The organism is Pseudomonas triclosanedens (genome assembly GCF_026686735.1).
GTDB classification, from domain to species: domain Bacteria; phylum Pseudomonadota; class Gammaproteobacteria; order Pseudomonadales; family Pseudomonadaceae; genus Pseudomonas; species Pseudomonas triclosanedens.
Genome location: NZ_CP113432.1, coordinates 3,521,698 through 3,546,317, shown reverse-complemented (window position 1 = coordinate 3,546,317; position 24,620 = coordinate 3,521,698). Strand labels below are relative to the sequence as shown.

Here is a 24,620-nt window from a genome sequence, read left to right as displayed (position 1 = left end):
CGGTCACGTTCCAGGGTCAGCAGCGCCGGCATCCAGGTCGAGCAGGCGGCGGGCCAGCCGCAGCAGCCGGAACAGCTTGACCAGTGCGGTGTCGCTCAGTCGCCGGGTTGCGTCGCCTTGTCCGTGCAGCAGCGCCGACAGGTCGATGACGAATTGCCCGTTATCCAGGCCGACGTCGGCGGGCTGCTGACCGGCCAGGCATGCCAGCAGCGCCAGGACGGCACGGCCCAGCGGCCCCGGGTCTTGGGCGTGGGCACGGCAGGCGAAACCGATGCCGTCTGGACGGTCATCAATGCACTCGTCCAGGCGGGCCTCGCCCGCGATCTCGCGGGCGAACTGCGCGACATGGATGCGCAGGCGCTCGGGTGTGTCCAAGCTCGCGTCGATGTACCAGACATCAGAGATCGGATAGAGCCCGCCGGCCTGTACGGGGATGGACTGCAAGACGTTCGCCGAGAAGTCAGGCGGCAGCGCATCGCCCAACTGGTCGGCGACCATGCGCTGGATGGACTGGAGCCGTTCGGTCGTTGGCGCCGGTGAGACGATGTGCTTCTGAAGCAGGTGGTCGTCCGCTGTCGGACTGGCCGTGCCCGCCTCGTTGGCGTCTGCGTCGCTCTCGCGCGTTGAGGTGGGAGACGCAGGGCCTGCAGGCTGCGCTGCCGGTGCTGGCCCTGTGGTGGGCGGCGAGGCGTTGGCAGGTGGGCGCGCGATAACCCCAGGCTCCGGCAAGGCGGGCGGTGTCGAGGATGGCGTCGGATCGCTGACCAGAGCGCGCTGGCGGCTCTCGGATTCGGTCATGTCCAGCGCGAGCACGTCGTAATTGACGCCCAGAAGCTCTGCCATCTGACCGATCAGTTCGTCCTGTACGCGCTGCGCGGAGAACTCGTCGGCCTGCACATCGAACTGCGACAAGACTTCCTGGAAGAACTCGTCGAAGTCCTGGGTCAGCGTGCGGCCCTTGGCGTAGCGCTCCCACGCGAGCATGCAGGCCTTGCGCATGACCGACAGGCGTTCGACCTGGTGGCGGCCGAGGCCGCCATAGAGAACGGAGGGGATCGCGGGCAGGAGGTAGCGCACCGCGTCGTTCATGCGGCTGATGTGCGACTGCTGCACTGGGAAGCCATCGGCGGCCAAGCGGCGGGCCAGTTCGGACTGGCTCAGGGCGGTGCCGCTTTCCTGCTCGTAGAACTCGCGCGCTTTCTCGACGCCGAGGGCGCGCTCAATGAAGGTGAGGCCGCCGCGCAGTTCGTTCTCGGCCAGGTGGCCGGTCAGCATGACGATTTCGCCGCGGCTGGGCCACGGCCGGAACAGGCACGATATGCGGAAGAACTGCTCGTCCTTGGTCTCCGACCACAGTTCGCGCAGGATCGCCAGCCGCGTGTTGCCGCCGTTGCGGATGATGTAGTGGTCCTCGCCAGGCCGTCGGGTGATGGCCGGTGCCGCATCCAGGCCGCGCTCGCGGATGGATGCCTTGATCTCCTCATAGGCCGAATTGCGCTTCTTGCGCGGGTCATGGTCGTAGGGGCGTAGCTGGTCCAGGGTCACGACCATGGGGGTGTCGGCGATGGGGTCGCTCAGGGTCGAGGCGGACGGACCGCTGCGCTCGAACCCGGCCGCGAGCAGCTTGCCAGCCATCTGCTGGGAGGTGATCTCAGCCATGGCGGCCTCCCTGCGCTTGGAATCGGGCCTCGCGCTCGGCGCGGCGGATCTGCGCACGGGCGTTGAGGGCGGCCCGGTGGTCGCTGGCGGTCGAACTGGTGTAGATCGCGGCGCAGCCTGCCTTGGTGAATTTGAGATGGCCGCCCGGCGTGCGCTTGACGTGCCAGCCCTCGCCGACGGCGAACTCGATCAGGGCGCGCAGCCGTTTGTGGCCTCGGGCCAGTTCATGCGCGTTCGCCATGGTGCCTCCCGGTATCAAGAGGGAATGGCGGGCGGCCGGACACCGTGGCAAATCGGTGCTGCCATTGCGGGAACAGTTCGCCAGCGAGGCCGCGCATGGTGTCGAGCGCGGCGGGGGCGACTCTGCCCGGTGGCTGGCGGTACTCGACCCGATGCACCGGCAGGCCGCGCGTCGCGGCGCGCGGATAGGCTTCGATGGCCGGCACGTCGGTGGCCAGCACGCGGATGCCTGCGTTGTCCTGGAACAGGTCGCGCAACGCCTGCTGAATCAGCCGAGCGTTCGCCGACACCGGGTGGACGCGGTTGATGAGCAGGTGCAGCGGCGGTGGTTCGATGCCCAGGTGCCGGTACGGCGCGATGTCCTCCAGCAATTGCATGGTGCCGCGCCGCAACTCGCGGGCCGCGAGGATTTCCGGGGTCACGGGTGACAGCGCGAGATCAGAGGCGAGCACCGCCATCTCCAGCGTCACCGAACGCGCGCCTTGGGTGTCGATCAGCACCAGGTCGTAGAGGGGAGCCAGTGCGGGAAGCAGGTGCCGCAGCCGCAAGCGTCCGTCCGGCGCATGCAGCAATAAGGTGTTCAGCTCGCCCCGGTGGTCGTTGGACAACACCAGATCCAGGCCTGTGATGTTCGTGCGGGACACGAGCTGGCCGAGGTCGCGCTCGTTGAAGGCCAGCAGTTCATAGATGCCGCCAGGCGCACGGTGGCCCAATTCGTAGTAGGACGACAAGGTGGGCTGCACGTCGAGATCGAGCAGCAGCACGCGCAGCCCCGCGTCGGCGACGAGCCCGCCCAGGTTCGCGGCCGTGGTGGTCTTGCCGACGCCACCTTTCGTTGAAATGATGGATACAACCTGCATGGCGTTCTCCGTGTGAGGATGGAAGGTCCGCGGGAGAACGGGTCAGGCCCGGTTGTTGACGCGCTCGGCGATCCACTGATCGATTTCGATGGAATCCCAGCCGACGGCGCGCACGCCCAGGCGCAGCGCCTGCGGGAACTGGCGCTTCTTCATCAGGTTGTAGATGTGGGCGCGCTTGAAGCCGGACTTCGCTTCGACTTCTTCCAGGCGCAGGATGCGGCGCTCGCTGGGTGGTAGTACAGGTGTTTGCGACATGGCGGTCACTCCTGAACGCTCAGTGGCGTTTGTTGGCGTGACCTCTATTCAATAGACATGGCTGCGGAAAGACATTGCAAATGCAATCTCCGCGACTGCACATACAAGCTGGAAAACCATCAGAGGATGGCGCTATGCAGCCGGCGCCTGGCCGTGGCGAACTTGCCGTTCAATGTCCGCTCGGCGATCCCCATGACGCCGTGGTGATGGGCGACCAGTGCGCTGACCACGGCCTCCTGCGTCTTGAAGCTGGAGTACGGTGCGCCCGAGGGCGACTGGCCGAGCATCAGCTCCAGCATGCCCCCGATGATGTTCAGGTAGGTGGCCTCGGCCCGATCGCTGATCGGGCACTGCGCGCAGGCGGGAATCACCGTGGACTGCTTGAGCAGCGCGTCGTGCTTGTCCTGCAGCTCGCGAAGTTGGCGCTTGGACTGCTCCAAGGCGGATTTCAGGGCGAGCTGTTCAACCAGCATGGCCTGCCCTGTCTCCAGCGAAATGAAGGGATGGGTGATGCGCTCGCTACGGGAGAAGAGAAAGCCCGGTCGCTGCTCGGGGTAGTGCTGGCGCATCCAGCGCTTCAGATCGACATGGCGGATGGTGAGATCGAAAGAGTCGATCAGTTCGGTGTCGTGCGTCGTGATGCCGTCCCGTCCGAAGGGCAGCTCCCCATTGAGGATGCCGTCATAGATGCGTTCGGTGTATAGCCGCAGTTCGCCCCAGCGTGGGCAGTCCAGCGAAAGTGGCAGGTTCCGGGGCGACGAAATCGAGGCCAGGATCACCTGCTCGTACCGCAGCAGCCCGGCCCAGCGGATGGACGCTTCGATCGGGCGGTAGAACACCTTTGATGTGGGTGCATCATTCTTGTTCTCGTGCATGCTCCGTCTCCTTCCAGGAGAAGAACTACATGGCCGACTCCTTTGCCTCCGACCTCATGATCGGCGTGTTGTCTGTGCAGGAAGCGAGCCCCGAGGGCGGCTTCGTCATTGGGCTTGAGTACCTCTTACCAGTCGGCGCTACTGGTAGCCGTCGTGTGCTCGATGTGTAAAAATTCATCGAATAGAAGGTAGAGCATCAGGACGCAGGCTCGACAGTGACGCTCACGCTATCAGGGTCGTAAGAAGTTACGGCCTCTGCAAAACCGTCTGGGTATGGCCTGATATGCCCACGGTCTCATGGGGTGCCAAGGGGATGGCAATCGTCATCCAACGTCCAGCAGGACGCGGCGAATCCGCGCCTGTCATGCTCATCCCGGCATGCTGATATATCCATAAAGAATCGTGCGCCTACGCATCATGGCGAGGGTGCGCATTCTTCCGGTGTGGCTTGCGCAGATGGGCGCCGCGATGCGCGGTGCGCCTTTCCACGGAGGCATCCGAACTGCCCCGACATCGGAAGCCTGCTGCCTAGTCGGCATCGCGATGAAGATGGGGAAGCAGAGAGCGGGAGATGGGGGGCGAGTTCGAGGGCGTGCGGATGGCGATGTGCCGGGTGCGGGTCCGGTGCGCTGAGTGTGTGTCTCTGGACGTCGATGGACTTCTTTGGACGAACTCGTTGCCGGGGACGAAAAATTAGGCTACAATTCAGGTCTTCGCTGGGTACCTCGGCGAAGAAAGTGTTCGGGAAACAACGACTTACGCGCCTAGTAAATGTCTCGTTTCCCGCTCCAGATTTTGACGGTTCGCGATGTGAGCCGTTCGTTTTACGGCTGAGTAGCAGAGTGGTTATGCACCGGATTGCAAATCCGTGAACGCCGGTTCGATTCCGACCTCAGCCTCCAATAGAAAAGCCCTGTAAATCCAAAATTTACAGGGCTTTTTCTTTAGCAGACAATTGTGCTTGCAGCAGCTCTCGCGGGTTGCAGGCAGGAACTGAGGGTGTATATATTTCGCCCGCTTTTCATTTGATCTGTTCAGCCGCGCTACCGCCCGGATGGCGAAATCGGTAGACGCAAGAGACTTAAAATCTGTTTTGTCAAGTCCTTTCTGCTTTCGCCACCAAGCCGGAAGGTCAATAGTGGCAAGGACTTGGGAGCATCCAAGGCGTAGCTTCGCGGCTCGGCTTGATGGTCAGGAGCCAACTAGGAGCCAGCAGGGAGAGGTGTAGGCTCCAGTGCATCATGTAATGCCCGAGTGGTGAAATCGGTAGACACAAGGGACTTGAACAATTTGAGCCCTCCGGGGGAAACCCCAGAGGTGAAGCCCGTCAAAGTCGGCGAACGCCCTGGATGCCCCGGCATCCGAGCCAACGCCGAGCCAAGCCCAGGCCCAATGCCTGGGAAGGTGTAGAGAGCAGACGGCGGGCACCTACGGCTGCAAGGCTATGGTGAAGGCGTGCTCCAGACCACGAACAGCGCACGCGCTGGCGGCGAAAGCCGAAGTGGTAAGAAAATCCCTCGCCGAAAGGCGTGCCGGTTCGATTCCGGCCTCGGGCACCAATTCAGGGGCCGCTTCTGTTGGCGCAGAAGCGGCCTTTTCATAGGGGGCAATGACACGGCTCATCCAAGCGCGTTCAGTCAAGGTTAACTCCGCTGCGCTAGATCGCGACAAGCCCAGGAGCAAGGTCCAGCGGCCTTCACCGATTGACTGCCCGATGTGTTGAAACCTCAGCCCAGATGCTCCGCACCTCGGATTACGGCCTCGGGGAATAGATTCTGCGCCACGATCGCGGTGCGAGCCGCTGCGACATCGGGCACAAAGGCCACGACTGCCAGGTCCTTCGTTGCACGCGAGCAGCACACATAGAAGAGGCGGCGGGTTCGATCGAGTACGGACTCTTCACCTGCCGCCAGGTTGGCTTCGTCCTTGTCCGAGAGGGGGACGTACCCGAGATACTTCCCGTAAGAATACTGCCGGAAGCCCGCTTCCTCATCGTCGATGACGACCAATACGCGCTCAAATTGGGCACCCTTCACCCCATGATGCGTCGCGAACGGTGACTCCTCTGTAAAGTAGCGCCGGTAGGCCCAGAGTTCGTCGACACCGCATGCCAGATAGGCTTGAACGTTCTCGAAGCCGCTGCTGCCGTCATCCACAGGCTCTGCAACCAGATGCATGGCGAAGCGATCATCGAGGCGCAGCAACTCGTTATCTCGCACATGCGTCAAGACGTCCCGGATAGTCGCCTGCGATCCTGCTGCCAACAGACCGACAAGCCCGTCGAGCGCTTGCTGTAGCGCTGTAAGAACGGGGGCCGTCGCTTGCCCTCGAAGCCGCGCTGGTTCAAGCCTCGGGCATTCGCTGCGCAAGGTCGATATCACTGTGAACCGATCACCCGCTTGCGCCGCGACAACGAGCGGAAGTATGTGCTGGACAAGTGGACGGAGCGGCCAGGCTGTGCCATCGCTCAGCCCTTCACTCAGACTCATGGGGGCTCGGTCATTGAGCGCAGCATACAGATTAGGGAACCCGAGCCGGTTGGCCGCCATGCGGTGCACCAGTACAAGCAGGCGGACATCGCCTTCCCGCACGTCGCTTAGCCACAGACCGTCGCCGGTTTCGGCGGCCAGCCACTGCCTAATGGCCGCGAGGCGCGCACTCCGCTCCGCGTCCGCCGGCAGGATGAACAGATTGGAGGTACCGGCAACCGGCTGCTCGATGCCATCAACGGTTATCGTCCGACCACGCACCTGCTCAAGACCGTCGCCAGGGGCGCGGATTGCATTGATGACCCCGAGCACCGATGTCGGGCACCGGAAGTTCTCGGGCTTTGTGATCTCCGCCCAGCCGTCGTTCAGCGGGACAGTGCCTGCTCCGCTCATATAGATCTTCTGCATCGGGTCTCCGAAGAACCCGACACACAGGCCAGGATGTTCGCCCGCAATGTGCCGTAACGCCTCGACGACCTCCGGATTGGTGTCTTGGCTCTCATCGACGAAGATGTAGGGAAAGCGCTTAGCGACGAGTTGTCTCAGCAGCGGATGCGCTGCGACGCAGGCTGGGGTGAGCTTGAGGATATCGTCATGGCCAAGGATGCCTTCAGCGTAGCTGCTGCCGGTGCCGTAGACGAACTTCTCTACTTCACTGATCGCAGCCAGATCGGCTTCGAGATCTGCGATCTCCTGTTCGAGGCGGGCCTTCGTTTTCGCCTGAGTCCGAGGCTTGTCGTAGTGTGCGCGTCGCTCCGCGATCTTCTCGTCGATGCGGATGGCTACCCAAGCCGCGATATCCGAATGGAACGGCCGGATGACTGACCACAGGAAACTGTGGATGGTCGAGATGTGGAATAGCGGCGAGGCCCCGACATCGGCCGAAATCTCACCGACGGCGACTTCGGTATATGTGATGCAGGCGATTTGTTGCCCGGCGCGGCGCAGGGCAGGACCGCGGGTCTCGGCTAGGTGCGCGATAGCCTTGATCAGCGAGGTCGTTTTCCCCGACCCCGCACCGGCGACCATGACAAACGAGCGTGGCGGCATCCGATCGAGACACGCTCGAACATCTAGATCGGCTTGTGTGTCAGGACTGCCGATCCGGCTTGTCATGCCGCTACCTCGTCGCCGGCGGCGACTGGTGCCCCCTGGGGCGCGTCCTCATGCGGCTGGCCCTCATGCGGCTGGTCCTCGTCCGGTTCCGGCGGCGCAATCTCGGTCTCAAGCCAGCTCAGGCCCTCGGCGATATAGGTTGGGACAGACCAACTGCTCGGATCTTCGGCTAACAAGGCGAGCGCGAAGTCGGTCTTGCTGAAGCTCTTAGCCTGCACGCGCTTGTGGATGCGTTCCGCAAGCGTGGTCAGGTTCTTCTCGTCGGCCTTGGCGATGCGGAGCTGAAGCGGCTTACGGTTCTTGTCCTGACACCATTCAAGATTTTCGAGTGCGAATGCTTCCTCCAGCGTGCGCCCGGCTAGCGCCAGGGTTTCTCCGCCCCAAGTGACATCGGTCCGGCACTGATAGGCAACGCGTACCAAAGCGTCATTGTCGTCCGTCCTCGCCTGGATCTTCTGCTCAGCCGTCGCCTCCCACAGGGCGGCGACCGTGTCGCATTTCGGTAGCCATTGGAGCAAAGTCTGATTGGACGTCGCCGCGCCCGGATGACCGGCTATGCACGCCTTCCCGGGCTTCTCCGCAGCCACAGGCAAATCCTCCTCGTCATCGTCAATGTCCTCAGCGTCAGCGCCGGCAGCCTGCGCGTTCTCGGCGGCTGGTTCCGCGGCTTCCGGTTGACCAGCGGGTGCCGCACCCTCGCCATCCTGCCCCAGTGGACCGAACACGCTGTCGAGATCGGTGATGATGAGCGTTGTCAGTCCGAGAAACTCGATCAGCGTTTTGAATCGGTAGCCGAACGCTCCGCCGATCTCTAGGACGGTGAGATAGGTCGATTGCAGCCGCGGCGCGGCATTGGCGATCATCTGCGGCAATAGCAGCCGTTCGACATTGCCTTCGACCAGCACGGCGCCATCGGCGAAGAACAGATCGCAGTGCGCGAGTTTCAAATAGCGCTCGAGGAAGCTTCGGATGTCCGGATCGGTGCTGTCGTAGAAAACCGAGAGGTTGAGCACATCGGAGGTCGACACATTCTGTGCACGGCTTCGACGAAAATAGCGGATCGGCCGGAAGCCTCGTTCGTAAAGGATATGAGTCGAATGGGTCGTGACGACGACCTGGCTCGTATAGTGCGTGCGGTCCTCGCCCTTGAGCGCTAGGATGTCCATCACCTTGCGTATGAAGGCCTGTTGAAGCTGGGCATGGAGGTGCGCTTCGGGCTCCTCGATGAAGATCAGGTGGACCGGCGGACGGTTTTCCTCGATCGCCAGCCATTGAGCGTGGAGGTCGAGCAGCTCAACGACCATGAAGATGAGGTTTTTGAAGCCAAGACCGTTATACCGATCGGGCAAGGTAGGCGGGTCGGGCTTCCCGTCATCGGCTCCCAACGCATAGTGAACGATCGCGCCATCTCGACCGCTCATGATCTGGGCAGGGTCGAGGGCCGAGCGGATCATCATGCGCGGGTTTGAGAGGCCCGGATAGCCGAGCTTCGACAAGCTCTTGAGCGTCGGTTCGAACACTCGTTCGAGATGCTCATTAAGCGAGACTTCGGATGCTGCGAGGGCGCGCAACGCTTCGATATCTTCGCCTTTCTGTTCGAGGTTGCGCCCGTAGAAGCGACTGAGTACACGGGAGAGATCCTCGGCGCGAGAGCCACCTGGGCCGTCCGAGAGATGGCGCTGTGCGTTCAAGAAGTCAATGTGGAGAAGGCCGTTCAAGATCTCACGGCCGCTCCGGTCGCGTCCGGTGAGAGTGGCTGGGTCATAGCCAGCCTCTGCGACCATCTTCGCATCGAACCGCGCGGGATCGAGTACGAAATAGCGCAGCTCATATTCGTCATGTAGCCTGTCGCGAAGGAACTCCCGCAGGTTACGTGGCGAGGGATCGAAGGCGGGTGCTCCGTCTTCACCCTTAGCGACCGCATCGAGCACGCGCTGGCGCACTTCGACATAGCGTGCATGCGTCGCCGCAGGATTGGTGGGCGCGTAGGCAACACGCATCCCCACCAGCTTGCCTTCCCAAGCAAGGCTGGGAAGAAGATCGATGACGCGGTGAACATCGTCCGGACCGATTTCGAACCAAACGTCGATTTCCATCGTGGGAAGGCTCGCCTCGCCATCGCCCTCACCAAACGCAACGATGTCGGCCCAAAGTTCGGCACTAAAGTCGTGAATGTTGAAGCGGCCACTGCCAGTGAATAACTGGAGTGCGTGCCCGACTGATGTCTTGCCGCTGTTGTTGGCACCGACAAAAATAGAGATGTCGGAAGCAAGATCAATTACAACGTTTCGCAGCCGCCTGAAATTCCGGACGGCCAACTTCTTCAAATGCATCCTAACCTCCCCCGGTTATCGGACCATCTGGCTGGTCAAAAGGCCAGCATTTTTATGCAGATTACTATAACTATAGCGTTTCCCTTAGGGCGACGAACTTGGCGGCCACTGGTTGCTGCCGATCCACAAGGACACTTTCGACTGGTGCTGCATCGGTGGAACGGCCTATCGAACGCGTCGCGGCGTTAGCCGCCCCGATTCGTAAGCTCCGCGATCCCCTTGCCCTTTGGAGGAGGAGATGCATTTCACTGCAATGAGTAGAAACTTGGAGCGCATGCGTGCTGCTATTACCGAATGGATGATTAAAGAGGAAATCCTGGGGGATGCGTTCTTCGTCGATATCGAGGCTTGGAGAGCTCGAAACGAGCCCTATGGGAACGACTCGCTCTTAGTCTTGGTGTTCGACAGCAGCACGCTTCATACCATGTTGAACTACGGTGGCGACACGATGGAGTTCGACGATCTGGTTGAGTCGTTCGGATTCTGGTACGAGCTTGGTCACTCTTGGAACATGGGCTTCTACCCTATTGAGGGGTATGACTACTCACGGCTTTCAGGCACCTATGCATCCAAGCTGCAAGATGAAAGGTGGTGTAAGAAGGCAGCAACCGTGAAGAAGCGGGCAGGACATCAATGTCAGGACTGCGGAGCCACGAAGCCTTTGGATGCCCACCATTGCTACTACGCAAGTATGCGAGAAGGCTTCGAGCCGTGGGAATACCCACTCAGTGCCCTGCGTGCTTTGTGTCGTGAGTGTCACATCCGGCGCGAGAGATCAGAGATCCGGCTACGTGCGTTTGCTGCGTCCCTGACGAGCGAAGAACTTGACGCGCTGCGCCCCGCCATCAGTCACGCCATCTATTGGCACCAAACCGCAGCGGTGTTCTCGTCCCTTTCCGCCCTGGGGCCAGAAGAACGACACCTACAGGCAGCGCTGGAGATTCTCAGAAACGGCCGAAACGATCCCGACCGCTGAAGGGGCGTCTACCTTGCGTGGCGTCTAAATCCCCGGTCCCCCGCCATGAACGCCTCCAGCATATGCGGGATCAGCGTCATGGCGTCGACCGTCTCGCCATACGTCTGTGCGTGCAGCGCGGCGTAACGATCGAGGTCTGCCTTGAGGCTGCCCGAGCAAACAAAGGTCAGCTTGACGCTCTCGGTCTTGGGCAGCGGCCCGAGTCGCAGCTTGCGGGTCGTGCTCATCTCGAACTCCCCCGGTTGAAGAACAGCGGCTGATAGGGGCGGAGAACCAGGTCGCGGTTGACGATGATCCGCACCGGCAAACCCGGCCGTTCGGTCAGCGTCGGCTGGATGTTGAGGTTGCGCCGGGTCATTTCCTGTCCGACCTGGTTCACGCTGTCCTGCAAGCTGTCGCGTCCGGCGATGATGACGCGGTCGCCGTTCTGGCGGTTCCCCGGCGAGGCCAACTCGGCACCGACGCCCAGCAGCGTCGTCAGGGCGGCGCCGGCGAAGATGCGATCCCAATGCCAATCGACACCATCCTCCAGGCCGGCATAGCCGGCCGGGTCGGTGCCGGCCAGGTTGTCCAGCGTCAACGAGGACGTGTCCGGCAGAATGATCCGGTTCCACACCACCTGCACCCGGCTCTGGCCGTAGCTGACCTGGCTGTTGTAGCGCCCGAGGATGCGCGCCCCCTGTGGAATCAGCAGATGCCGGCCCGTAGCCGTGTCGTAGACAGGCTCCGTCACCGTAGCGATCACGTCGCCCGGCAAGTCCGACTTGATGCCCGTCACCAGCGCGCCCGCGATCACGGTTCCGGCCATCACCTGATACGGAGACGCCGGCAGCGCCAGGTTGCCGGAGTTGCGGGTTTCCGTAGAACCGGCTTTCAGGAACGCTTCTTTCTGGTCTTGCCGGTTCTGCACGGTCGTCGGGTCGGCGAGCTGGGCCGCCGTCGAGGCAGGCCCGGCAGCGAGAGGAGCGAAGGCCGCGAGTGTGTTTGCAACACCAGGCGCACCCGGCGCAGCTTGCGCGACCGTGGTGGCGGCCTGGCCCTGGGCGCCCGAGCGGAAGAACACCGACGAGGCCGCCGCCGCGTCCGCCTCCTTGCGCAAGGCATCTTCGGGATCATGGCCTGGCGGCGAATAGCCCGGCGTCACCGGCTGCTGCGAAGCGACGATGGCCGGGCCAAGGTCGCCGGGCAACGGCGGCCCCAGCTCGGGCACATCGGGCGGCAAGGCTGGTGGCAGCTTCGAGTAATCCGTCGGCAGCGCATCCAGTCCTTCGGACTTCGAGACGCGATCGACGTTGTAAAGCTCGGTTTGCTCGCCCGTACCGCGCCGCTGCGGTTGCAGCGACCAGATCGTGGCCCCAAGCACGGCGACCGACAGGCCGCCGACGAGGATGGCCAGCGTGCGCCGGTTCAGGCGCGTGACCGGGCGCGGCTGGGCGCGCAGCGCCACCGCCTCGGGCGCGACCTTGCCCGCCTGCGGCGTGGCGAGGTCGGGGGTGTTGTCCTGGCTCATGGTCAGTTCCTCCGTGCCACGCCATCCGTGCGCTCGATCCGCACCACGTCGCCCTTGTCACCGCCCAGGCGCAGTTCGGCCGCGCCGAACAGCCGATCCACGATGTAGTACGGCGAGCGGAAGCGGTAGTTCACCAGTTGCCCGTCGCCCTGCGCGCCGATGACAAACAGCGGCGGCAGCTCGCCTTGCGCGATGCCCGCCGGAAACTGGATATAGACCTTTTCGCCGTCATCGAACGCACGCAGCGGCTTCCAGGGCGGATTGCTGCCGCTGATCGCGTAGCGGAAGCGCAGGTTCTCCAGCGCCAGCCCGGTATCGACAGGCGCGGCGGCATTGGCCGCCTGCGCCTGACGCTGTAGCGCCAGCATCCGGTCGCGCGGATACTCCCAGGACACGGACGCCATCCACGTCTTCTCCGTCGAAGCCAGCTCCAGCAGGTACGTCCTGCGGCTGGTGGTAATGACGAGATTGGTCTTGAGGCCCGAGCGGATCGGCTTGACCAGCACGTTCACGCGCAGGTCGGCACCGCTACCGCTGGACGTGTCGCCCACGATCCAGCGCACGGTATCGCCGGCGGCCACCGTCACCAGTTCCTCGCCCGGCTGGAGCGAAACCACGGTCACACGGCCGACGGCCGCATAGACCTGATACAGCGCGCCATCGGTGAAGGGCCAGACCTGAATCGCATTGACGTAGCCCTCGCGCGTGGGCGCGACGCGGGCCTCGGCATTGGCGCGCGAGACGCGCACCTTCTCGTCGGCCGGCTCCGGCGCGGGTTTGGCGTCCTCGAGCGGCTTCAACTGCGCCGGCATTGGCAGCACCTCGGGCACGGCCACCACTTCCACCGGCGCGGGCGGCTCCGGCAGCGGCTGCGCCTGCACCGGCTCATCGAGCGAGATGGTTGGCGGTGGCTTGCCCTGCGAGGCGCAGCCCGCGAGGGCGAGCAGGATCGCCGGCAAAGCGGATTTACGGAAAAGATCATTCATGGCTTGGCTCCTTCGGAAGAATCCAGTTCGCGGCTCCACGACAGGCCGTTGACGTAGATGCCCAGGGGGTTCTTGCGCAGGCGTTCTTCGGTGCGCGGCGGCTGGAGCACGATGGACACCACGGCCGTCCATCGCTCCAGCCCAGCCGCGGCGCCGTTGACGTAACGGCGTTCCGTCCAGCGCACGTTGAAAGAGGTGTCGCTGGCGCGCACGACGCTGGTGATCTGTACCGTCACAGACTCCTTGCCGATGCGCGCGAACGGGTCGTTGACCCGCGCGTAGTCGTTGAGCACGGCCGCGCCCTTGTCGGTCGTGTAGTCGTAGGCGTCGAGCCAGTTCTGGCGGACGACGATGGAGTCGATGGACAGCGAGCGCACCAGCGTCACGAAGCGCGCGATGTGGTGCGCGGTCTGCGCATCGTTGGGCCGGTATGGCGTGGCGGCTTCGCCCACGGCGCGTACCTGGCCCGCGTTGTCCACCTCCACGACGTAGGGCGTCACGATGGATTGCGCCGAGCGCCACACCAGCCCGCCGGCCATCAGCAGCGCAAGCGTCAGGCAACCGAAGGCCATCAGGCGCCAGTTCTTCGCCTGGACGCGCGGCGAGCCGATGCGCGCGTCCCACACCTGGCCGGCAGCTTGGTACGGCGTGGCAGGCTGCGGCGTGTCGGCGTAGCGCACCTGCGGTTTCTTGAATCGCATGGTCAGTTCTCCTTATGAATCGGAATCGCGCAGGCTCGGCCCCTGGCCGGAGCCGCCGCCATCGCCACCGCGCAGCGCGTGGGCGGTGGTGGTCGCGGCGTGGGTGAGTTGCTGGCGGCGATGCAGGCGCTTGGCCCAAGCGGGCTGTTCCTGTGTCTGCGCCGTAGCGGCGCCGGATGCGGCCTCGCCTGCGGCACCCTGACCGGATGCCGCGCCCGCGCCGCCATCGGCGGCAGCGCCGTTCCAGCCAGCGCGGAAGGGAGCGGCCATGCGTTGCCCGGCAGCGGATGCACGGGATGCAGCCGCACGTCCGGCGGACTGCGCGCCGGTCTTGGCGACGTTGCCCAAGCCCGCCATCGCGCCCTTTGCGCCGCCGCCAGCGGCGGCGGAGCCGGCCTGGAACGCCGATTTCGCACTGCCAGCCGCCGACGTGGCCGCACGCGCACCAGCGCCGGCCAGCTTGGCGGCAGCCGGTGCCATGCGCGCGCCAGCGGCCACGGCACCGCCTACGCCCGTCGCGGCAGCACCAACAGCCACCGCCGTCCCGGCTGCGCCGATGGCAGCGCCTGCCATCGCACCCGCGCCGAGCTGCGGCGCACCGGACACAAGGCCCGTGGCGATGCCAGGGCCGAAGATCCCCAGCGCCAGCAAGGTGAGCGAGGCCAGCATGATGACCAGTGCGTGGTCGAGCGACGGCTCATCGGGATGGACTTGGAACTGAGTGAACAGGCCCGAGCCGATACCGACGATCACGGCCAGCACCAGCACCTTGACGCCGGAGGCCACCACGTTGCCCAAGACCTTTTCGGCCAGGAACGAGGTCTTGTTCCAAAGCGCGAACGGCACCAGCACGAAGCCCGCGAGCGTGGTCAGCTTGAACTCGATCAGCGTGATGAATAGCTGGATCGCCAGCACGAAGAAGCAGAGCACCACGACCAGCCAGGCGAGGAACAACACCAAGATGGCATCGAGGTTCAAGAACACCTCGGGAAATCCCATCATGTCGTCGAGCTGGAGGAAGATCGGCCCGCCCGCGTCAAGGCCGGTTTTCGCCAGCCGGCCCGGCTGCAAGAAGTTCTCCATCGTGATGGCAGAGCCGGTGGCGGTGATGCCCAATCCCGCGAACGAGCGGAAGACGATGCTCGCCAGCCAGTTGAAGTTGTTGATGATGTAGGCGAAGGCGCCGACGTACAGCACCTTGCGCAGCAGCTTGGCGATCACGTCCTCGCCCTGGCCGGTGGCGTGGCTCATGGCCCAATACAGGCCGGCGATCGTCATGTCGATGACGATCAGCGTGGCCGTGAGGAACGCCACTTCGCCCCGCAGCAGCCCGAAACCCGAGTCGATGTAGGCGGAGAAGGTGTTGAGGAACTGGTCGATGATGGTCACGTCATTCATGGCGTGCCCTCCGGTTCGGTCGGCGGTGCCGGCGCTACGCCATCGGCTGGCTCATCGAAGCTCGGTGGGATCGACGGCAGGTCGGCCAGCGTCTGGTATTCATCTGGCCCGGCCTCGCCGGAAAAGAAGCGCCGTCGGAAGGCTTCGGCGGCGGCGCGACAAGCGTCCTCGCCCGTGGCCTGCCGGTCGGCCGCGCATTGCGCGCGCAATGCCTTGAGCCGCATGGGATCGGCGGCCAGGGCATCGACATGGTGGTCGGCCGGCTGCTCGCCGCAAGCGGCCAGCAGCACGACACCAAGGGCGAGGACGCATCGCATGGCGGCCTCCCGTCAGTTGCCGTAGAAATCCACGCGCTGCGGCGTGTACTGCGTGCCATCGCCCAGGAAACGTCGCCGCACCTCGCGGGCGCGCTCGGTGGCCGCCGCCTGCCGCGCCAGTTCCAGCGAGGCCGCACGATCCTGCGTGATCTGGAGCCGTTGCGACTGGATCGACTGCTTGGCCTGCAATGCCAGCAACTGGTTCATGGCCTGCATGGCTTGCAACGCACCTTGAGCCGACTGGCTCTTGCCCACGAGATCGGCCAGCACGCTTTCGTCTTCGCCCAGGTTCTGCGACACCTGGGCCTGCATCTGCATCGTGGTCTGCAAGCCGTTGAGGGTGTTCTTCCAACGCTCCTGCGCGTCGCGGTACATCTGGTCGCCGCTCACCGTGGCGGCGTACTGCTCGGGATACAGGCGCGCAAACTCCCGATCCAGATTCGTCACGTCGTAGGCCAAGCCGCGAGCCTGGGCGATCAGCCGCTCGGTCGTCGCCAGATTGGCGCGCAACTGGCCGACCACGCTGGACGGCAGGCTGGCGAGGTTGCGCGCCTGGTTCATCAGCATCTGCGCTTCGTTCTGAAGCTGCTGGATCTGGTTGTTGATCTGCTCCAGCGTGCGGATTGCAGTCAGCGTGTTCTGCACGAGGTTCGTGGGGTCGATCACCACCCATTGCGCATGGGCGGTGGCAGTGCAAAGCATGGCCGCGATGGCGGCGGCGATAAGGCGCTTCTTCATGGCAGGTTCTCCTGGGGTTGGTCAGCGAGGGAACCCGGCGCGAGGCCGGGGAACGAGGGCAGCAGGTCGGCCGCCCAATCGAGGCCGCGATGGCGCAGCCACGCGCCCGCGAAACCGGGTACGCCGGCGTCCAGCAGCACGCGGTCTATGTCGCGCTGGTCTTGCGGCGTGGATGCGCCCGCGAAGGCCAGCGCCGCCGGCCCCAGGTCGAGGTCGAACAGGCGGTTGCCGAGGCGGGATTGGTAGTAGTAGTCGCGCTTGGGCTGCGCGGTGGCGACGATTTCGATCTGCCGCTTGTTGAGGCCGAAGCCCTCGTAGATCGTGCGAATCTGCGGTTCGGTCGCCTGCGGGTTGGGCAAGAAAATCCGACTCGCGCAGCTCTCGATGATCGCGGGCGCGATGCTCGAATCCTTGATGTCGGCGAGGCTCTGCGTGGCGAAGATGACGCTGACGTTCTTCTTGCGCAGCGTCTTGAGCCACTGGCGGATACGCGCGGCAAACGCCGGGTCATCGAGGAACAGCCAGGCTTCATCGAGGATCAGCAGCGTGGGCGCACCGTCGAAGCGTTCATCGAAACGCGCAAAGAGGTAATGCAGCACGGCCATGACGGCGGCCTTGCTGTGCATCAACTCCTCCATCTCGAAGCACTGCACGTCGGCCATGCCCATCCGATCGTGATCGGCGTCCAGCAGCTTGCCGTGGGCGCCGCCGAGCACGTAAGGCGACAGCGCCTGCCGCAGCGCGTTCGATTGCAGCAGCACGGAAAGCCCCGTCATCGTGCGCTGCTCCAGCGGCGCACCGGCGAGACTTCCCAGCGCCGACCAGATGGCCGCTTTCTCATCGGGGCCGACCGCCACGCCTTCGTGCAGCAAGCGGCCTTCGATCCATTCAGCGGCCCAGGTGCGGTAGCCCTCGCGGTCGATGCGCGCGAGCGGCTGGAAGGCGATTTCGCCATCCGTGCCCAGGTCGTAGTGTTCGCCGCCCAGGCCGAGGATGGCGGCCCGCATGGAGCGGCCCATGTCGAAGGCGAAGATGCGCGAGCCGCGATAGCGGCGGAACTGCATCGCCAGCGTGGCGAGCAAGACCGACTTGCCCATGCCGGTCGGGCCTGCGACCAGCGTGTGGCCCACGTCGCCGATGTGCGTCACCAGCCGGAACGGCGTCGCGCCATCGGTGCGCGTGACGATCAGCGGCGGGCCGTCGAGGTGGTCGTTCTTCTCTGGCCCGGCCCATACCGCCGACACCGGCATCATGTGCGCCAGGTTCAGCGTCGAGACGATGGGCTGGCGCACGTTCGCATAGGCGTTGCCAGGGATCGAAGACAGCCAGGCATCCACGGCATTGAGCGTTTCGGGGATGGTGACGAAGCCCCGGCCCTGGATGGCGCGCTCCACCATGCGCAACTTCTCGTCTGCGACGGCGGCGTCCTCGTCCGTGACGGTGACGGTCGCCGTCAGATAGCCGAAGGCAACTTGATCGCTGCCCAGCTCCTGCAAGGCAGCGTCGGCGTCGGCGGCCTTGTTGTTGGCGTCGGTATCGACCAGCGGGCTTTCCTGCTGGAAGATCGTTTCGCGTAGCAGCGCGATGACGTTCTTGCGCTTGGCGAACCACTGGCGGCGCAGGCGGGCGAGTTCTCTTTCCGCCTCGGCTTTGTCGAGGCAGAGAAAGCGCGTGCTCCAGCGGTACGCAAAGCCAAGGCGGTTGAGGTCGTCCAGAATCCCCGGCCAGGTCGAGGTCGGGAAGCCCCGCACCGACACCACGCGCAGGTGCTGGTCGCCCAGCATGGGCGCCAGGCCACCGACCAGCGGCGAGTCGGTCAGCAGCGCGTCGATGTGGAACGGCACTTCGGGCACGCCGACGCGATAGCGCCGCGTCGAGATGGTCGCGTGCAGGTAGGTCAGCGTCTGCGCGTCATCGAGCCAGTCAATCTCCGGCATCACGCCGTCGAGCAGGTCAAAGACGCGATCCGTTTCCGCGACGAAGGCTTGCAGCCGCTCGCGCCAGTCCACGCCATTCGTCGGCGTGTTCTCGTAGAGCATCTTGGCTGCACGGGCGCGGGATTCTTCCGGCGGCAGGTAAAGCAGCGTCAGGTGATAGCCGCTCTCGAAGTGATTGCCCAATTCCTCGAAGGCGGCCCGGCGTTCTTCCTCCACCACCCACGAAAGCGGCTCGGGAAACTCCGAGTGCGGATAGTCGGCCGCAGGCCGGCGCTCGGCTTCGATGAATAGCGCCCAGCCCGATCCCATGCGGCGCAGCGCGTTGTTCAACCGCGCCGACGTGGCAACCAACTCGCCTTGCGTCGCGCTGTCGAGGTCAGGCCCGCGAAACCGGGCCGTGCGCTGGAAACTGCCGTCCTTGTTCAAGACGACGCCCGGTGCGACCAGCCCGGCCCAGGGCAGCCAGTCGGCAAGCAAGGCTGGGCGCTGGCGGTATTCGGCGAGGTTCAGCATCGCGGCGTCCTCCCCTCACACGTCCAGCAGCGGGCGGTGCTTGATGTGCCGGGCGAAGACCTGCATGAACTGCGGATCAACGCGCGCACCCCACACCGCCAGCGAATGGCCGACGATCCAGAGCACCACGCCGGGAATCCACAGTTGCAGGCCCAGGCCGACAGCGGCGGCCAGCGTACCGTTGGCGATCGCCACGGTGCGCGGCGCACCGCCCAGCAGAATCGGCTCGGTCAGCGAGCGATGCAGCGGCACCTCGAAGCCGTCCGCGAAGGCGTCCGGGGCACTCATACGACCGCCCCGCCGGAGAAGCTGAAGAACGACAGGAAGAAGCTCGAAGCGGCGAAGGCGATGGACAGACCGAAGACGATCTGGATCAGCTTGCGGAATCCGCCGGACGTGTCGCCGAACGCGAGCGCGAGGCCCGTGGCGATGATGATGATGACGGCGACGATGCGCGCCACCGGCCCCTGGATGGATTCGAGGATGGATTGCAGCGGGCCTTCCCACGGCATCGAGGAACCGGCGGCCTGCGCGGTGCCTGCCAGGAGCAGCATCAGCGCGGCCAGTAGCAGCCCTTGCCCCGCAGGGCGGGCCAGGCTGCGTAACCGCGTGAGGCTGGACAGGTGGAAAAGCGGATTTACGGAAACACGGAAAGCATGGGCGTGCGTCGTCATGGAAGTTCTCCAGAAAGGTCGAGGGATGGGGAGGTCGCCGCAGCGGGTGCGGCATCGGGAAGTGGCGGCAGCTCGGGAAACGGCGTTTCCAGTGCATCCGCCAGTTGGTAGCCCACGCCGTCGAAGCCGACGACGCGGGCGATGCTCTCGATGCGGCGTTTGCGCCCGCGCCCGGCTATGTGGATCACCACGTTGACTGCCTCGGCGATCAGCGCACGGGGCGGGTTCACCGCCACTTCGAGAATCAGTTGCTCCAGGCGCAGCAGCGCACCGAGTGCGGAGCCGGCGTGGATCGTGGCGATGCCGCCGGGGTGGCCCGTGCCCCACACCTTGATGAGATCCAGCGCCTCGGCGCCGCGCACTTCGCCAACGACGACGCGATCAGGCCGCAGGCGCATGGACGAGCGCACTAGCTCGGTCATGGACACCACGCCTGCGCGCGTGCGCAGCGGAACGTGGTCGCGGGCCGCGCATTGCAGTTCCACCGTGTCTTCGAGCACCAGCACGCGGTCGCCCGTGGCGGCGATCTCGGCGAGCAGCGCATTGGCGAGCGTGGTTTTGCCGCTGCTGGTGGCGCCGGCGATCAGCACGTTCTGCCGCTCGCGCACGGCGCGAACGAGAAAGCCCGCTTGCGCGCTGGTCATCATCCCGTCGATGACGTACCGCTCCAGCGGAATCACGCCGATGGCGCGCTTGCGCAGGGCGAAGGCCGGCCCCGGCGCGGCGGGCGGCAAGATGCCCTCGAAGCGCTCGCCCGTTTCGGGCAGCTCGGCGGATAGCAGCGGCTGGCCGCGATGCACTTCTGCGCCGACGTGGGCCGCGACCAGTCGGATGATTCGCTCGCCGTCCGCCTCGGGTAGTTCCACGCCCATCGGCGCGCGCCCACTGGAAAGCCGATCCACCCAAAGCGTGTGATCAGGATTCAGCATCACCTCCACCACGTCCGGGTCTTCGAGCGCGGCGGCGATCAGCGGCCCCATCGCCGTGCGCAGCATCTGGATGCGGCGGTCGAGCGACGTGGCACCCATGGACTGTGGAACGGCGCTCATGACGCACGCTCCTGCGCTTGCGCGGCTGCCGCCGCGTCCTCCATCCGCATCGGGTCGGGATGCAGTTCCTCCACCACGTCGCGCACCAGACTGCGACCGCGCAGCAGGTGGCGGCCAAGCTGCTCGGTGAACTGCTCGAAGCGTGCTTTGCCCTGCGCGCGTGCCGCGTCTTGGTGCGCCTCGGGAACTGGCGTGCTGACGGTCAGGTAGTAACGGATGAACAGCGCCAGCGTTTCGATGGCGATGTTCTGGTCGCGCTCCATGCGCTCGGCTTGGCGGGACAGGCGATCCAGCCGCTTGGCGATGGCCGCCTCGCGCTGGTCGGCGGCATCGGGCGACAACCACGATGCGAGCGCCGCCGCGACGATGGACGACTTGGACACGCCTTTCTTGGCGGCCAGCTCGTCCAGGCGCTTGGCGTGCTCCGGCTGGATGAACAGGTTGAGGCGGTAGTGGCTCATAGCTCGATTCCGTCGTTGGGGTCGAGGGAAGCCAGCCGGGCCGTGCGCTGCATGGCTGGATCGAGCTGGCGCGGAAGGGGAAGCGGCAGGTCGTCGTCGTCATCGAGCAGCGCAAGGTCGGCCGCGGGAGCGGCCAGCTCGGGGTCGTAAGCGACGGTTTCGGAGAGTTCGGGCTGACGGCGCGGACCGCCGTCGTCGACCGAACCCAAGTTCTCCAGGCCATCGGCGGATGCCGTGGCAGGCGCAGCGGGCACGGACGGAATCGCCAGCCCGCTCCAGTCGTCGGGCCGCGACGGCGGCGCGTCGGCGTACTGCCCTTCCGCCAGCATGGGCGGTGGCAGCACGCGACGCTTGAAATTGGCGTCCGTGTAGTAGCGCAGCTTCTTCGCCTTGATCGGCGCCACGCTGGACACCATCACCACGGCCTCGTCAGGCGGAAGCTGCATGACTTCGCCCGGCGTCAGCAGCGGGCGCGCGGTTTCCTGGCGCGACACCATCAGGTGGCCCAGCCACGGCGCGAGCCGGTGGCCCGCGTAGTTGCGCTGGGCGCGCAGCTCGGTGGCCGTGCCCAGCGTCTCGGAGATCCGTTTGGCGGTGCGCTCGTCGTTCGTGGCGAACGTCACGCGCACATGGCAGTTGTCGAGGATGGAGTGGTTTTGCCCATACGCCTTGTCGATCTGGTTGAGCGACTGCGCAATGAGGAAGCTGCGGATGCCGTAGCCCGCCATGAAGGCCAGCGCCGTCTCGAAGAAGTCCAGGCGCCCCAGCGCCGGGAACTCATCGAGCATCAGCAGCAGCTTGTGGCGGCGCTCGATGCCATCGGAGCCATCGAGCGATTCGGTGAGGCGCCGCCCGATCTGGTTGAGGATCAGGCGAATGAGCGGCTTCGTCCGCGAAATGTCCGAAGGCGGTACCACCAGGTACAGCGATACCGGATGCTCGGCAGCGATCAGATCGGCGATGCGCCAATCGCAGCGCGAGGTGACTTCGGCCACCGTCGGGTCGCGGTACAGGCCGAGGAACGACATGGCGGTGCTCAACACGCCAGAACGCTCGTTGTCCGATTTGTTGAGCACTTCGCGCGCCGCAGAGGCGACGACCGAATGCGGCCCATCGCCCAGGTGCGGCGTGGTCATCATCCGGTGCAAGGTCAGCTCGAACGGGCTGGCCGGGTCGGACAGGAAGTTGGCGACGCCGCGCAGCGTCTTGTCCTCGCCGGCGTAGAGCACATGCAAGATCGCACCGACCAACAGCGCGTGGCTGGTCTTTTCCCAATGGTTGCGCTTCTCCAGCGCACCTTCGGGATCGACCAGAATGTCCGCGATGTTCTGCGCGTCGCGCACTTCATGCGCGCCGCGCCGCACTTCCAGAAGCGGGTTGTAGGCAGCCGACTTCGCATCGGTCGGGTTGAACAGCAGGCAATGCGAGAAGCGCGAGCGCCAGCCTGCGGTGATCTGCCAGTTCTCGCCCTTGATGTCGTGAATGACGGCCGACGCGGGCCAGCTCAACAAGGTGGGCACTACCAGGCCCACGCCCTTACCCGAGCGCGTGGGCGCGAAGGTCAGGACGTGTTCCGGGCCTTCATGCCGCAGATACTGGCGATCGTGCTGGCCCAGGAACACGCCGGCCGGCTGTGTGAGGCCAGCCTTGCGAATGTCCTGCGCGTTGGCCCAGCGCGCAGAGCCGTAAGTCGTGACTAGGCGCGCTTGGCGCGAGCGCCATACCGACATGGCGATGGCGACGCCCACGGCGACCATGCCGCTGGCACCGGCAATGGCGCCGCCGGTGTCGAAGACTTCCGGCGCATAAGCGCCGAAGAAAAACCACCACTCAAACAGCTTCCACGGGTGGTAGATCGACGTGCCAAGAAAGTCGAACCAGGGCGAGCCAAGGCGTACTTGGTAGCCAAGGGCCGCTGCTGTCCATTGTGTGGCGCCCCACACTCCGGCGATCACGATGCCGAATACCACGGCGATCTGACCGAACAGCACGTTCGTCCCTTGCATGACCTGGCCTCCGATTTCTCCTGCGCTTTTTCCTCATGGAAAGAGCGGCACAAGGACGTGCCGCAGGCGTCAGGTTCGGTGACGGGTCAGTGCCGGTCAAAGACCATTTTCAGCAGAAAGGTCGAGCAAGAAGACGGAGTTCGCGCGGTGTCGAACCAAAGAAAAACGCCGCAAGCGAAGGCGCATTGCGGCGTGTCGAACAAAAAAATGAAGGCGAAGCGGCTATCCGCCAACAATCAGAACTTGGGCGATTCCTTCGGCGGCGTGTAAGGGGTTTCGCCATCGCCGTAGAACCGCTTGCGCGTGGCCTCGGCCACCCGGTTGCACAGCACGTCGCCGAGCTTCGGGCGGTCGGTTTTGCATTGCTGGCGCAGTTCTTTGAGCCGTTCGGGGTTGGCCGCCAGTTCTTCCACTGTCGGGATGTCCGGTTCTGAACTGATGGCCTTCTGAGGCGTCTCGGACTGACCGCAGGCGGTCAGGATGGCCGCCAACAAGAATGGGATGGCCTTCTTCATGGCATCAATTCCTCCGGGGGATCAGGGTTTCGGCCTCGTATGGCCCTAGGAGTTTCCTGCGACTCGATGGTCTGCACGCGCTCAATAAAACGTGTCAGTTCGTCAGACGGATCGCCGTCGAGACGGAGCAAGTAGGTCGTCAGTGGCGGCACTCGCGACGCCAGCGGCCGAGCTACGACGCCCGGTTCACGGCTGGCGGCAATGTGTGCAGCGCCCGCTAGTCCAAGCGCGAAGCCGGCCGATACCAGTGCCATCATCAGATCGCACGTGGCAACCCGTTCTGCGATCAGCGGTTCCATGTCAGCACGACGCAGCACTCGTTCAACGTGCTTGGCGTGGCCCTCACACACTTGCGGATCGCACAAGACCAGCGGGTAGCGCAGCAACTCGTCCAAGGGAATACGCTTGTGGGCCAGCAGTGGATGCCGGGCCGGCACTGCCACCATGAGTGCATCGCTCCAAGCGGGCAAAGTGACTATGCCGTCGCCCACCTCGTCGGATTGGGCAAACCCCACGTCGTACAGATCATCATGCAGCCCTTTGATCTGCTGCGATAGTGACACCTCGAAAAAGCGGATCTCGACCTCGGGTTCTTCCTGGCGACACAACGCCAGTAAGGTCGGCAGGCGCGACGGCGTGATGCCGTCCGACAAGGCCACGCGCAACTGCCCGTGAAAACCGTTTGCCGCTGCTTTCACGCTCTCTCGCGCTTGCTCCAAGGCAGCAAACACACGACGCACATGTTCCAAGAACAATGTTCCGGCATGGGTCAGCCGCGTACTGCGCGTGGTGCGGGCAAACAGCATCACGCCGAGTTCTTCTTCCAGTTCCTTGATGGCCCGCGACAGCGGCGACTGCTCGATGTGCAGCCGCTCGGCGGCGCGCGCGAAGTGGAGTTCTTCGGCGACGGCGACGAAGCACCGAAGATGGCGCAGCTCCATTTACACCCCGCCGGACTTGTGATGAACCGGCTCCCCTCCGCCAATGAGGCGCGGAGAGCGACGTTTGCGTC

At 64.6% G+C, this 24,620-nt stretch carries 26 protein-coding genes and 1 tRNA gene; 4 read left to right on the top strand and 23 right to left on the bottom strand.

Annotated elements, in window-relative coordinates; genetic code table 11:
- Positions 1-3: 3 nt before the first annotated feature.
- The 5 genes from OU419_RS16280 to OU419_RS16260 all read right to left on the bottom strand — a co-directional run bounded on the left by OU419_RS16280 (position 4) and on the right by OU419_RS16260 (position 3,889).
- Entirely contained in the window at positions 4-1,659 is a 1,656-nt protein-coding gene (locus tag OU419_RS16280) for a ParB family protein (RefSeq protein ID WP_071039618.1), read from the bottom strand.
- The gene (locus OU419_RS16275; protein WP_071039617.1) at positions 1,652-1,900 is read right to left on the bottom strand and encodes a hypothetical protein; all 249 of its coding nucleotides are present in this window, start codon (positions 1,898-1,900) and stop codon (positions 1,652-1,654) included. The genes OU419_RS16280 and OU419_RS16275 overlap by 8 nt, the downstream gene beginning before the upstream one ends.
- Positions 1,884-2,759, bottom strand: a complete 876-nt coding sequence (locus OU419_RS16270) for a ParA family protein (protein ID WP_071039616.1) — start codon at positions 2,757-2,759, stop codon at positions 1,884-1,886. Before OU419_RS16270 ends, OU419_RS16275 begins: the two co-directional genes overlap by 17 nt.
- Before the next feature lie 42 nt (positions 2,760-2,801).
- Entirely contained in the window at positions 2,802-3,014 is a 213-nt protein-coding gene (locus OU419_RS16265) for an AlpA family transcriptional regulator (protein ID WP_071039615.1), read from the bottom strand.
- Positions 3,015-3,133: 119 nt separating this feature from the next.
- The gene (locus OU419_RS16260) at positions 3,134-3,889 is read right to left on the bottom strand and encodes a hypothetical protein (protein WP_254473792.1); all 756 of its coding nucleotides are present in this window, start codon (positions 3,887-3,889) and stop codon (positions 3,134-3,136) included.
- A 29-nt stretch (positions 3,890-3,918) separates the two neighbouring features.
- On the opposite strand from OU419_RS16260, the gene OU419_RS16255 reads away from it, so the two are divergent.
- Both OU419_RS16255 and OU419_RS16250 read left to right on the top strand, forming a co-directional pair.
- Positions 3,919-4,059, top strand: a complete 141-nt coding sequence (locus tag OU419_RS16255; protein WP_198173343.1) for a hypothetical protein — start codon at positions 3,919-3,921, stop codon at positions 4,057-4,059.
- A gap of 658 nt (positions 4,060-4,717) precedes the next feature.
- Positions 4,718-4,791, top strand: a tRNA-Cys gene (locus OU419_RS16250).
- A gap of 526 nt (positions 4,792-5,317) precedes the next feature.
- On the opposite strand, the gene OU419_RS16245 is transcribed toward OU419_RS16250, so the two are convergent.
- The 3 genes from OU419_RS16245 to OU419_RS16235 all read right to left on the bottom strand — a co-directional run bounded on the left by OU419_RS16245 (position 5,318) and on the right by OU419_RS16235 (position 9,827).
- Complete coding sequence (locus OU419_RS16245; RefSeq protein WP_144244908.1) at positions 5,318-5,530, bottom strand: hypothetical protein; 213 nt, start codon at positions 5,528-5,530, stop codon at positions 5,318-5,320.
- Between the two features lie 86 nt (positions 5,531-5,616).
- Positions 5,617-7,494, bottom strand: a complete 1,878-nt coding sequence (locus tag OU419_RS16240; protein ID WP_227343479.1) for a UvrD-helicase domain-containing protein — start codon at positions 7,492-7,494, stop codon at positions 5,617-5,619.
- Complete coding sequence (locus OU419_RS16235) at positions 7,491-9,827, bottom strand: ATP-dependent nuclease (RefSeq protein WP_015014880.1); 2,337 nt, start codon at positions 9,825-9,827, stop codon at positions 7,491-7,493. Before OU419_RS16235 ends, OU419_RS16240 begins: the two co-directional genes overlap by 4 nt.
- Positions 9,828-10,065: 238 nt before the next feature.
- Here OU419_RS16235 and OU419_RS16230 point away from each other — a divergent pair, with 238 nt between their 5' ends.
- Positions 10,066-10,803, top strand: a complete 738-nt coding sequence (locus tag OU419_RS16230; protein WP_254473794.1) for an HNH endonuclease — start codon at positions 10,066-10,068, stop codon at positions 10,801-10,803.
- A gap of 8 nt (positions 10,804-10,811) precedes the next feature.
- On the opposite strand, the gene OU419_RS16225 is transcribed toward OU419_RS16230, so the two are convergent.
- From OU419_RS16225 to OU419_RS16165, 13 genes are read right to left on the bottom strand one after another with little or no spacing between them, the layout of a single operon-like run.
- Positions 10,812-11,030, bottom strand: coding sequence for a DUF2274 domain-containing protein (locus OU419_RS16225; protein ID WP_013721742.1), 219 nt, complete (start codon positions 11,028-11,030; stop codon positions 10,812-10,814).
- A complete protein-coding gene (locus OU419_RS16220; RefSeq protein WP_254473802.1) occupies positions 11,027-12,313 on the bottom strand; it encodes a TrbI/VirB10 family protein in 1,287 nt (428 codons plus the stop codon). The genes OU419_RS16225 and OU419_RS16220 overlap by 4 nt, the downstream gene beginning before the upstream one ends.
- A gap of 2 nt (positions 12,314-12,315) precedes the next feature.
- The gene (gene trbG, locus OU419_RS16215; RefSeq protein WP_015014877.1) at positions 12,316-13,299 is read right to left on the bottom strand and encodes a P-type conjugative transfer protein TrbG; all 984 of its coding nucleotides are present in this window, start codon (positions 13,297-13,299) and stop codon (positions 12,316-12,318) included.
- Positions 13,296-14,000 carry a conjugal transfer protein TrbF gene (gene trbF / locus OU419_RS16210; protein WP_254473804.1) on the bottom strand — a complete coding sequence of 235 codons (705 nt, stop codon included), beginning with the start codon at positions 13,998-14,000 and terminating at the stop codon, positions 13,296-13,298. Before trbF ends, trbG begins: the two co-directional genes overlap by 4 nt.
- A gap of 12 nt (positions 14,001-14,012) precedes the next feature.
- Positions 14,013-15,398 carry a P-type conjugative transfer protein TrbL gene (gene trbL / locus OU419_RS16205; RefSeq protein WP_043088274.1) on the bottom strand — a complete coding sequence of 462 codons (1,386 nt, stop codon included), beginning with the start codon at positions 15,396-15,398 and terminating at the stop codon, positions 14,013-14,015.
- On the bottom strand, positions 15,395-15,715 hold the full coding sequence (locus OU419_RS16200; protein WP_041110920.1) for an EexN family lipoprotein: 321 nt from the start codon (positions 15,713-15,715) through the stop codon (positions 15,395-15,397). The genes trbL and OU419_RS16200 overlap by 4 nt, the downstream gene beginning before the upstream one ends.
- 12 nt (positions 15,716-15,727) lie before the next feature.
- Positions 15,728-16,453 (bottom strand): P-type conjugative transfer protein TrbJ, encoded by a 726-nt coding sequence (trbJ, locus tag OU419_RS16195; RefSeq protein ID WP_023087421.1) that lies wholly within the window; start codon positions 16,451-16,453, stop codon positions 15,728-15,730.
- The gene (trbE, locus tag OU419_RS16190; RefSeq protein WP_254473806.1) at positions 16,450-18,903 is read right to left on the bottom strand and encodes a conjugal transfer protein TrbE; all 2,454 of its coding nucleotides are present in this window, start codon (positions 18,901-18,903) and stop codon (positions 16,450-16,452) included. The genes trbJ and trbE overlap by 4 nt, the downstream gene beginning before the upstream one ends.
- 15 nt (positions 18,904-18,918) lie before the next feature.
- Positions 18,919-19,191 (bottom strand): VirB3 family type IV secretion system protein, encoded by a 273-nt coding sequence (locus OU419_RS16185; protein ID WP_041110926.1) that lies wholly within the window; start codon positions 19,189-19,191, stop codon positions 18,919-18,921.
- The gene (locus OU419_RS16180) at positions 19,188-19,577 is read right to left on the bottom strand and encodes a TrbC/VirB2 family protein (protein WP_254473808.1); all 390 of its coding nucleotides are present in this window, start codon (positions 19,575-19,577) and stop codon (positions 19,188-19,190) included. Before OU419_RS16180 ends, OU419_RS16185 begins: the two co-directional genes overlap by 4 nt.
- Positions 19,574-20,626 carry a P-type conjugative transfer ATPase TrbB gene (trbB, locus tag OU419_RS16175; protein WP_254473810.1) on the bottom strand — a complete coding sequence of 351 codons (1,053 nt, stop codon included), beginning with the start codon at positions 20,624-20,626 and terminating at the stop codon, positions 19,574-19,576. The genes OU419_RS16180 and trbB overlap by 4 nt, the downstream gene beginning before the upstream one ends.
- A complete protein-coding gene (locus OU419_RS16170) occupies positions 20,623-21,087 on the bottom strand; it encodes a ribbon-helix-helix protein, CopG family (protein WP_003111089.1) in 465 nt (154 codons plus the stop codon). Before OU419_RS16170 ends, trbB begins: the two co-directional genes overlap by 4 nt.
- The gene (locus OU419_RS16165; RefSeq protein WP_254473812.1) at positions 21,084-23,093 is read right to left on the bottom strand and encodes a conjugal transfer protein TraG; all 2,010 of its coding nucleotides are present in this window, start codon (positions 23,091-23,093) and stop codon (positions 21,084-21,086) included. Before OU419_RS16165 ends, OU419_RS16170 begins: the two co-directional genes overlap by 4 nt.
- On the opposite strand from OU419_RS16165, the gene OU419_RS16160 reads away from it, so the two are divergent.
- A complete protein-coding gene (locus OU419_RS16160) occupies positions 23,088-23,363 on the top strand; it encodes a hypothetical protein (RefSeq protein ID WP_254473814.1) in 276 nt (91 codons plus the stop codon). The genes OU419_RS16165 and OU419_RS16160 overlap by 6 nt on opposite strands.
- Here OU419_RS16160 and OU419_RS16155 read toward each other — a convergent pair.
- Together OU419_RS16155 and OU419_RS16150 are read right to left on the bottom strand one after the other, a co-directional pair.
- The gene (locus OU419_RS16155) at positions 23,330-23,608 is read right to left on the bottom strand and encodes an EexN family lipoprotein (RefSeq protein WP_254473816.1); all 279 of its coding nucleotides are present in this window, start codon (positions 23,606-23,608) and stop codon (positions 23,330-23,332) included. The two genes, OU419_RS16160 and OU419_RS16155, sit on opposite strands and share 34 nt — an antisense overlap.
- Positions 23,605-24,549, bottom strand: a complete 945-nt coding sequence (locus OU419_RS16150) for a LysR family transcriptional regulator (protein WP_015476680.1) — start codon at positions 24,547-24,549, stop codon at positions 23,605-23,607. Before OU419_RS16150 ends, OU419_RS16155 begins: the two co-directional genes overlap by 4 nt.
- Positions 24,550-24,620 lie beyond the last annotated feature (71 nt).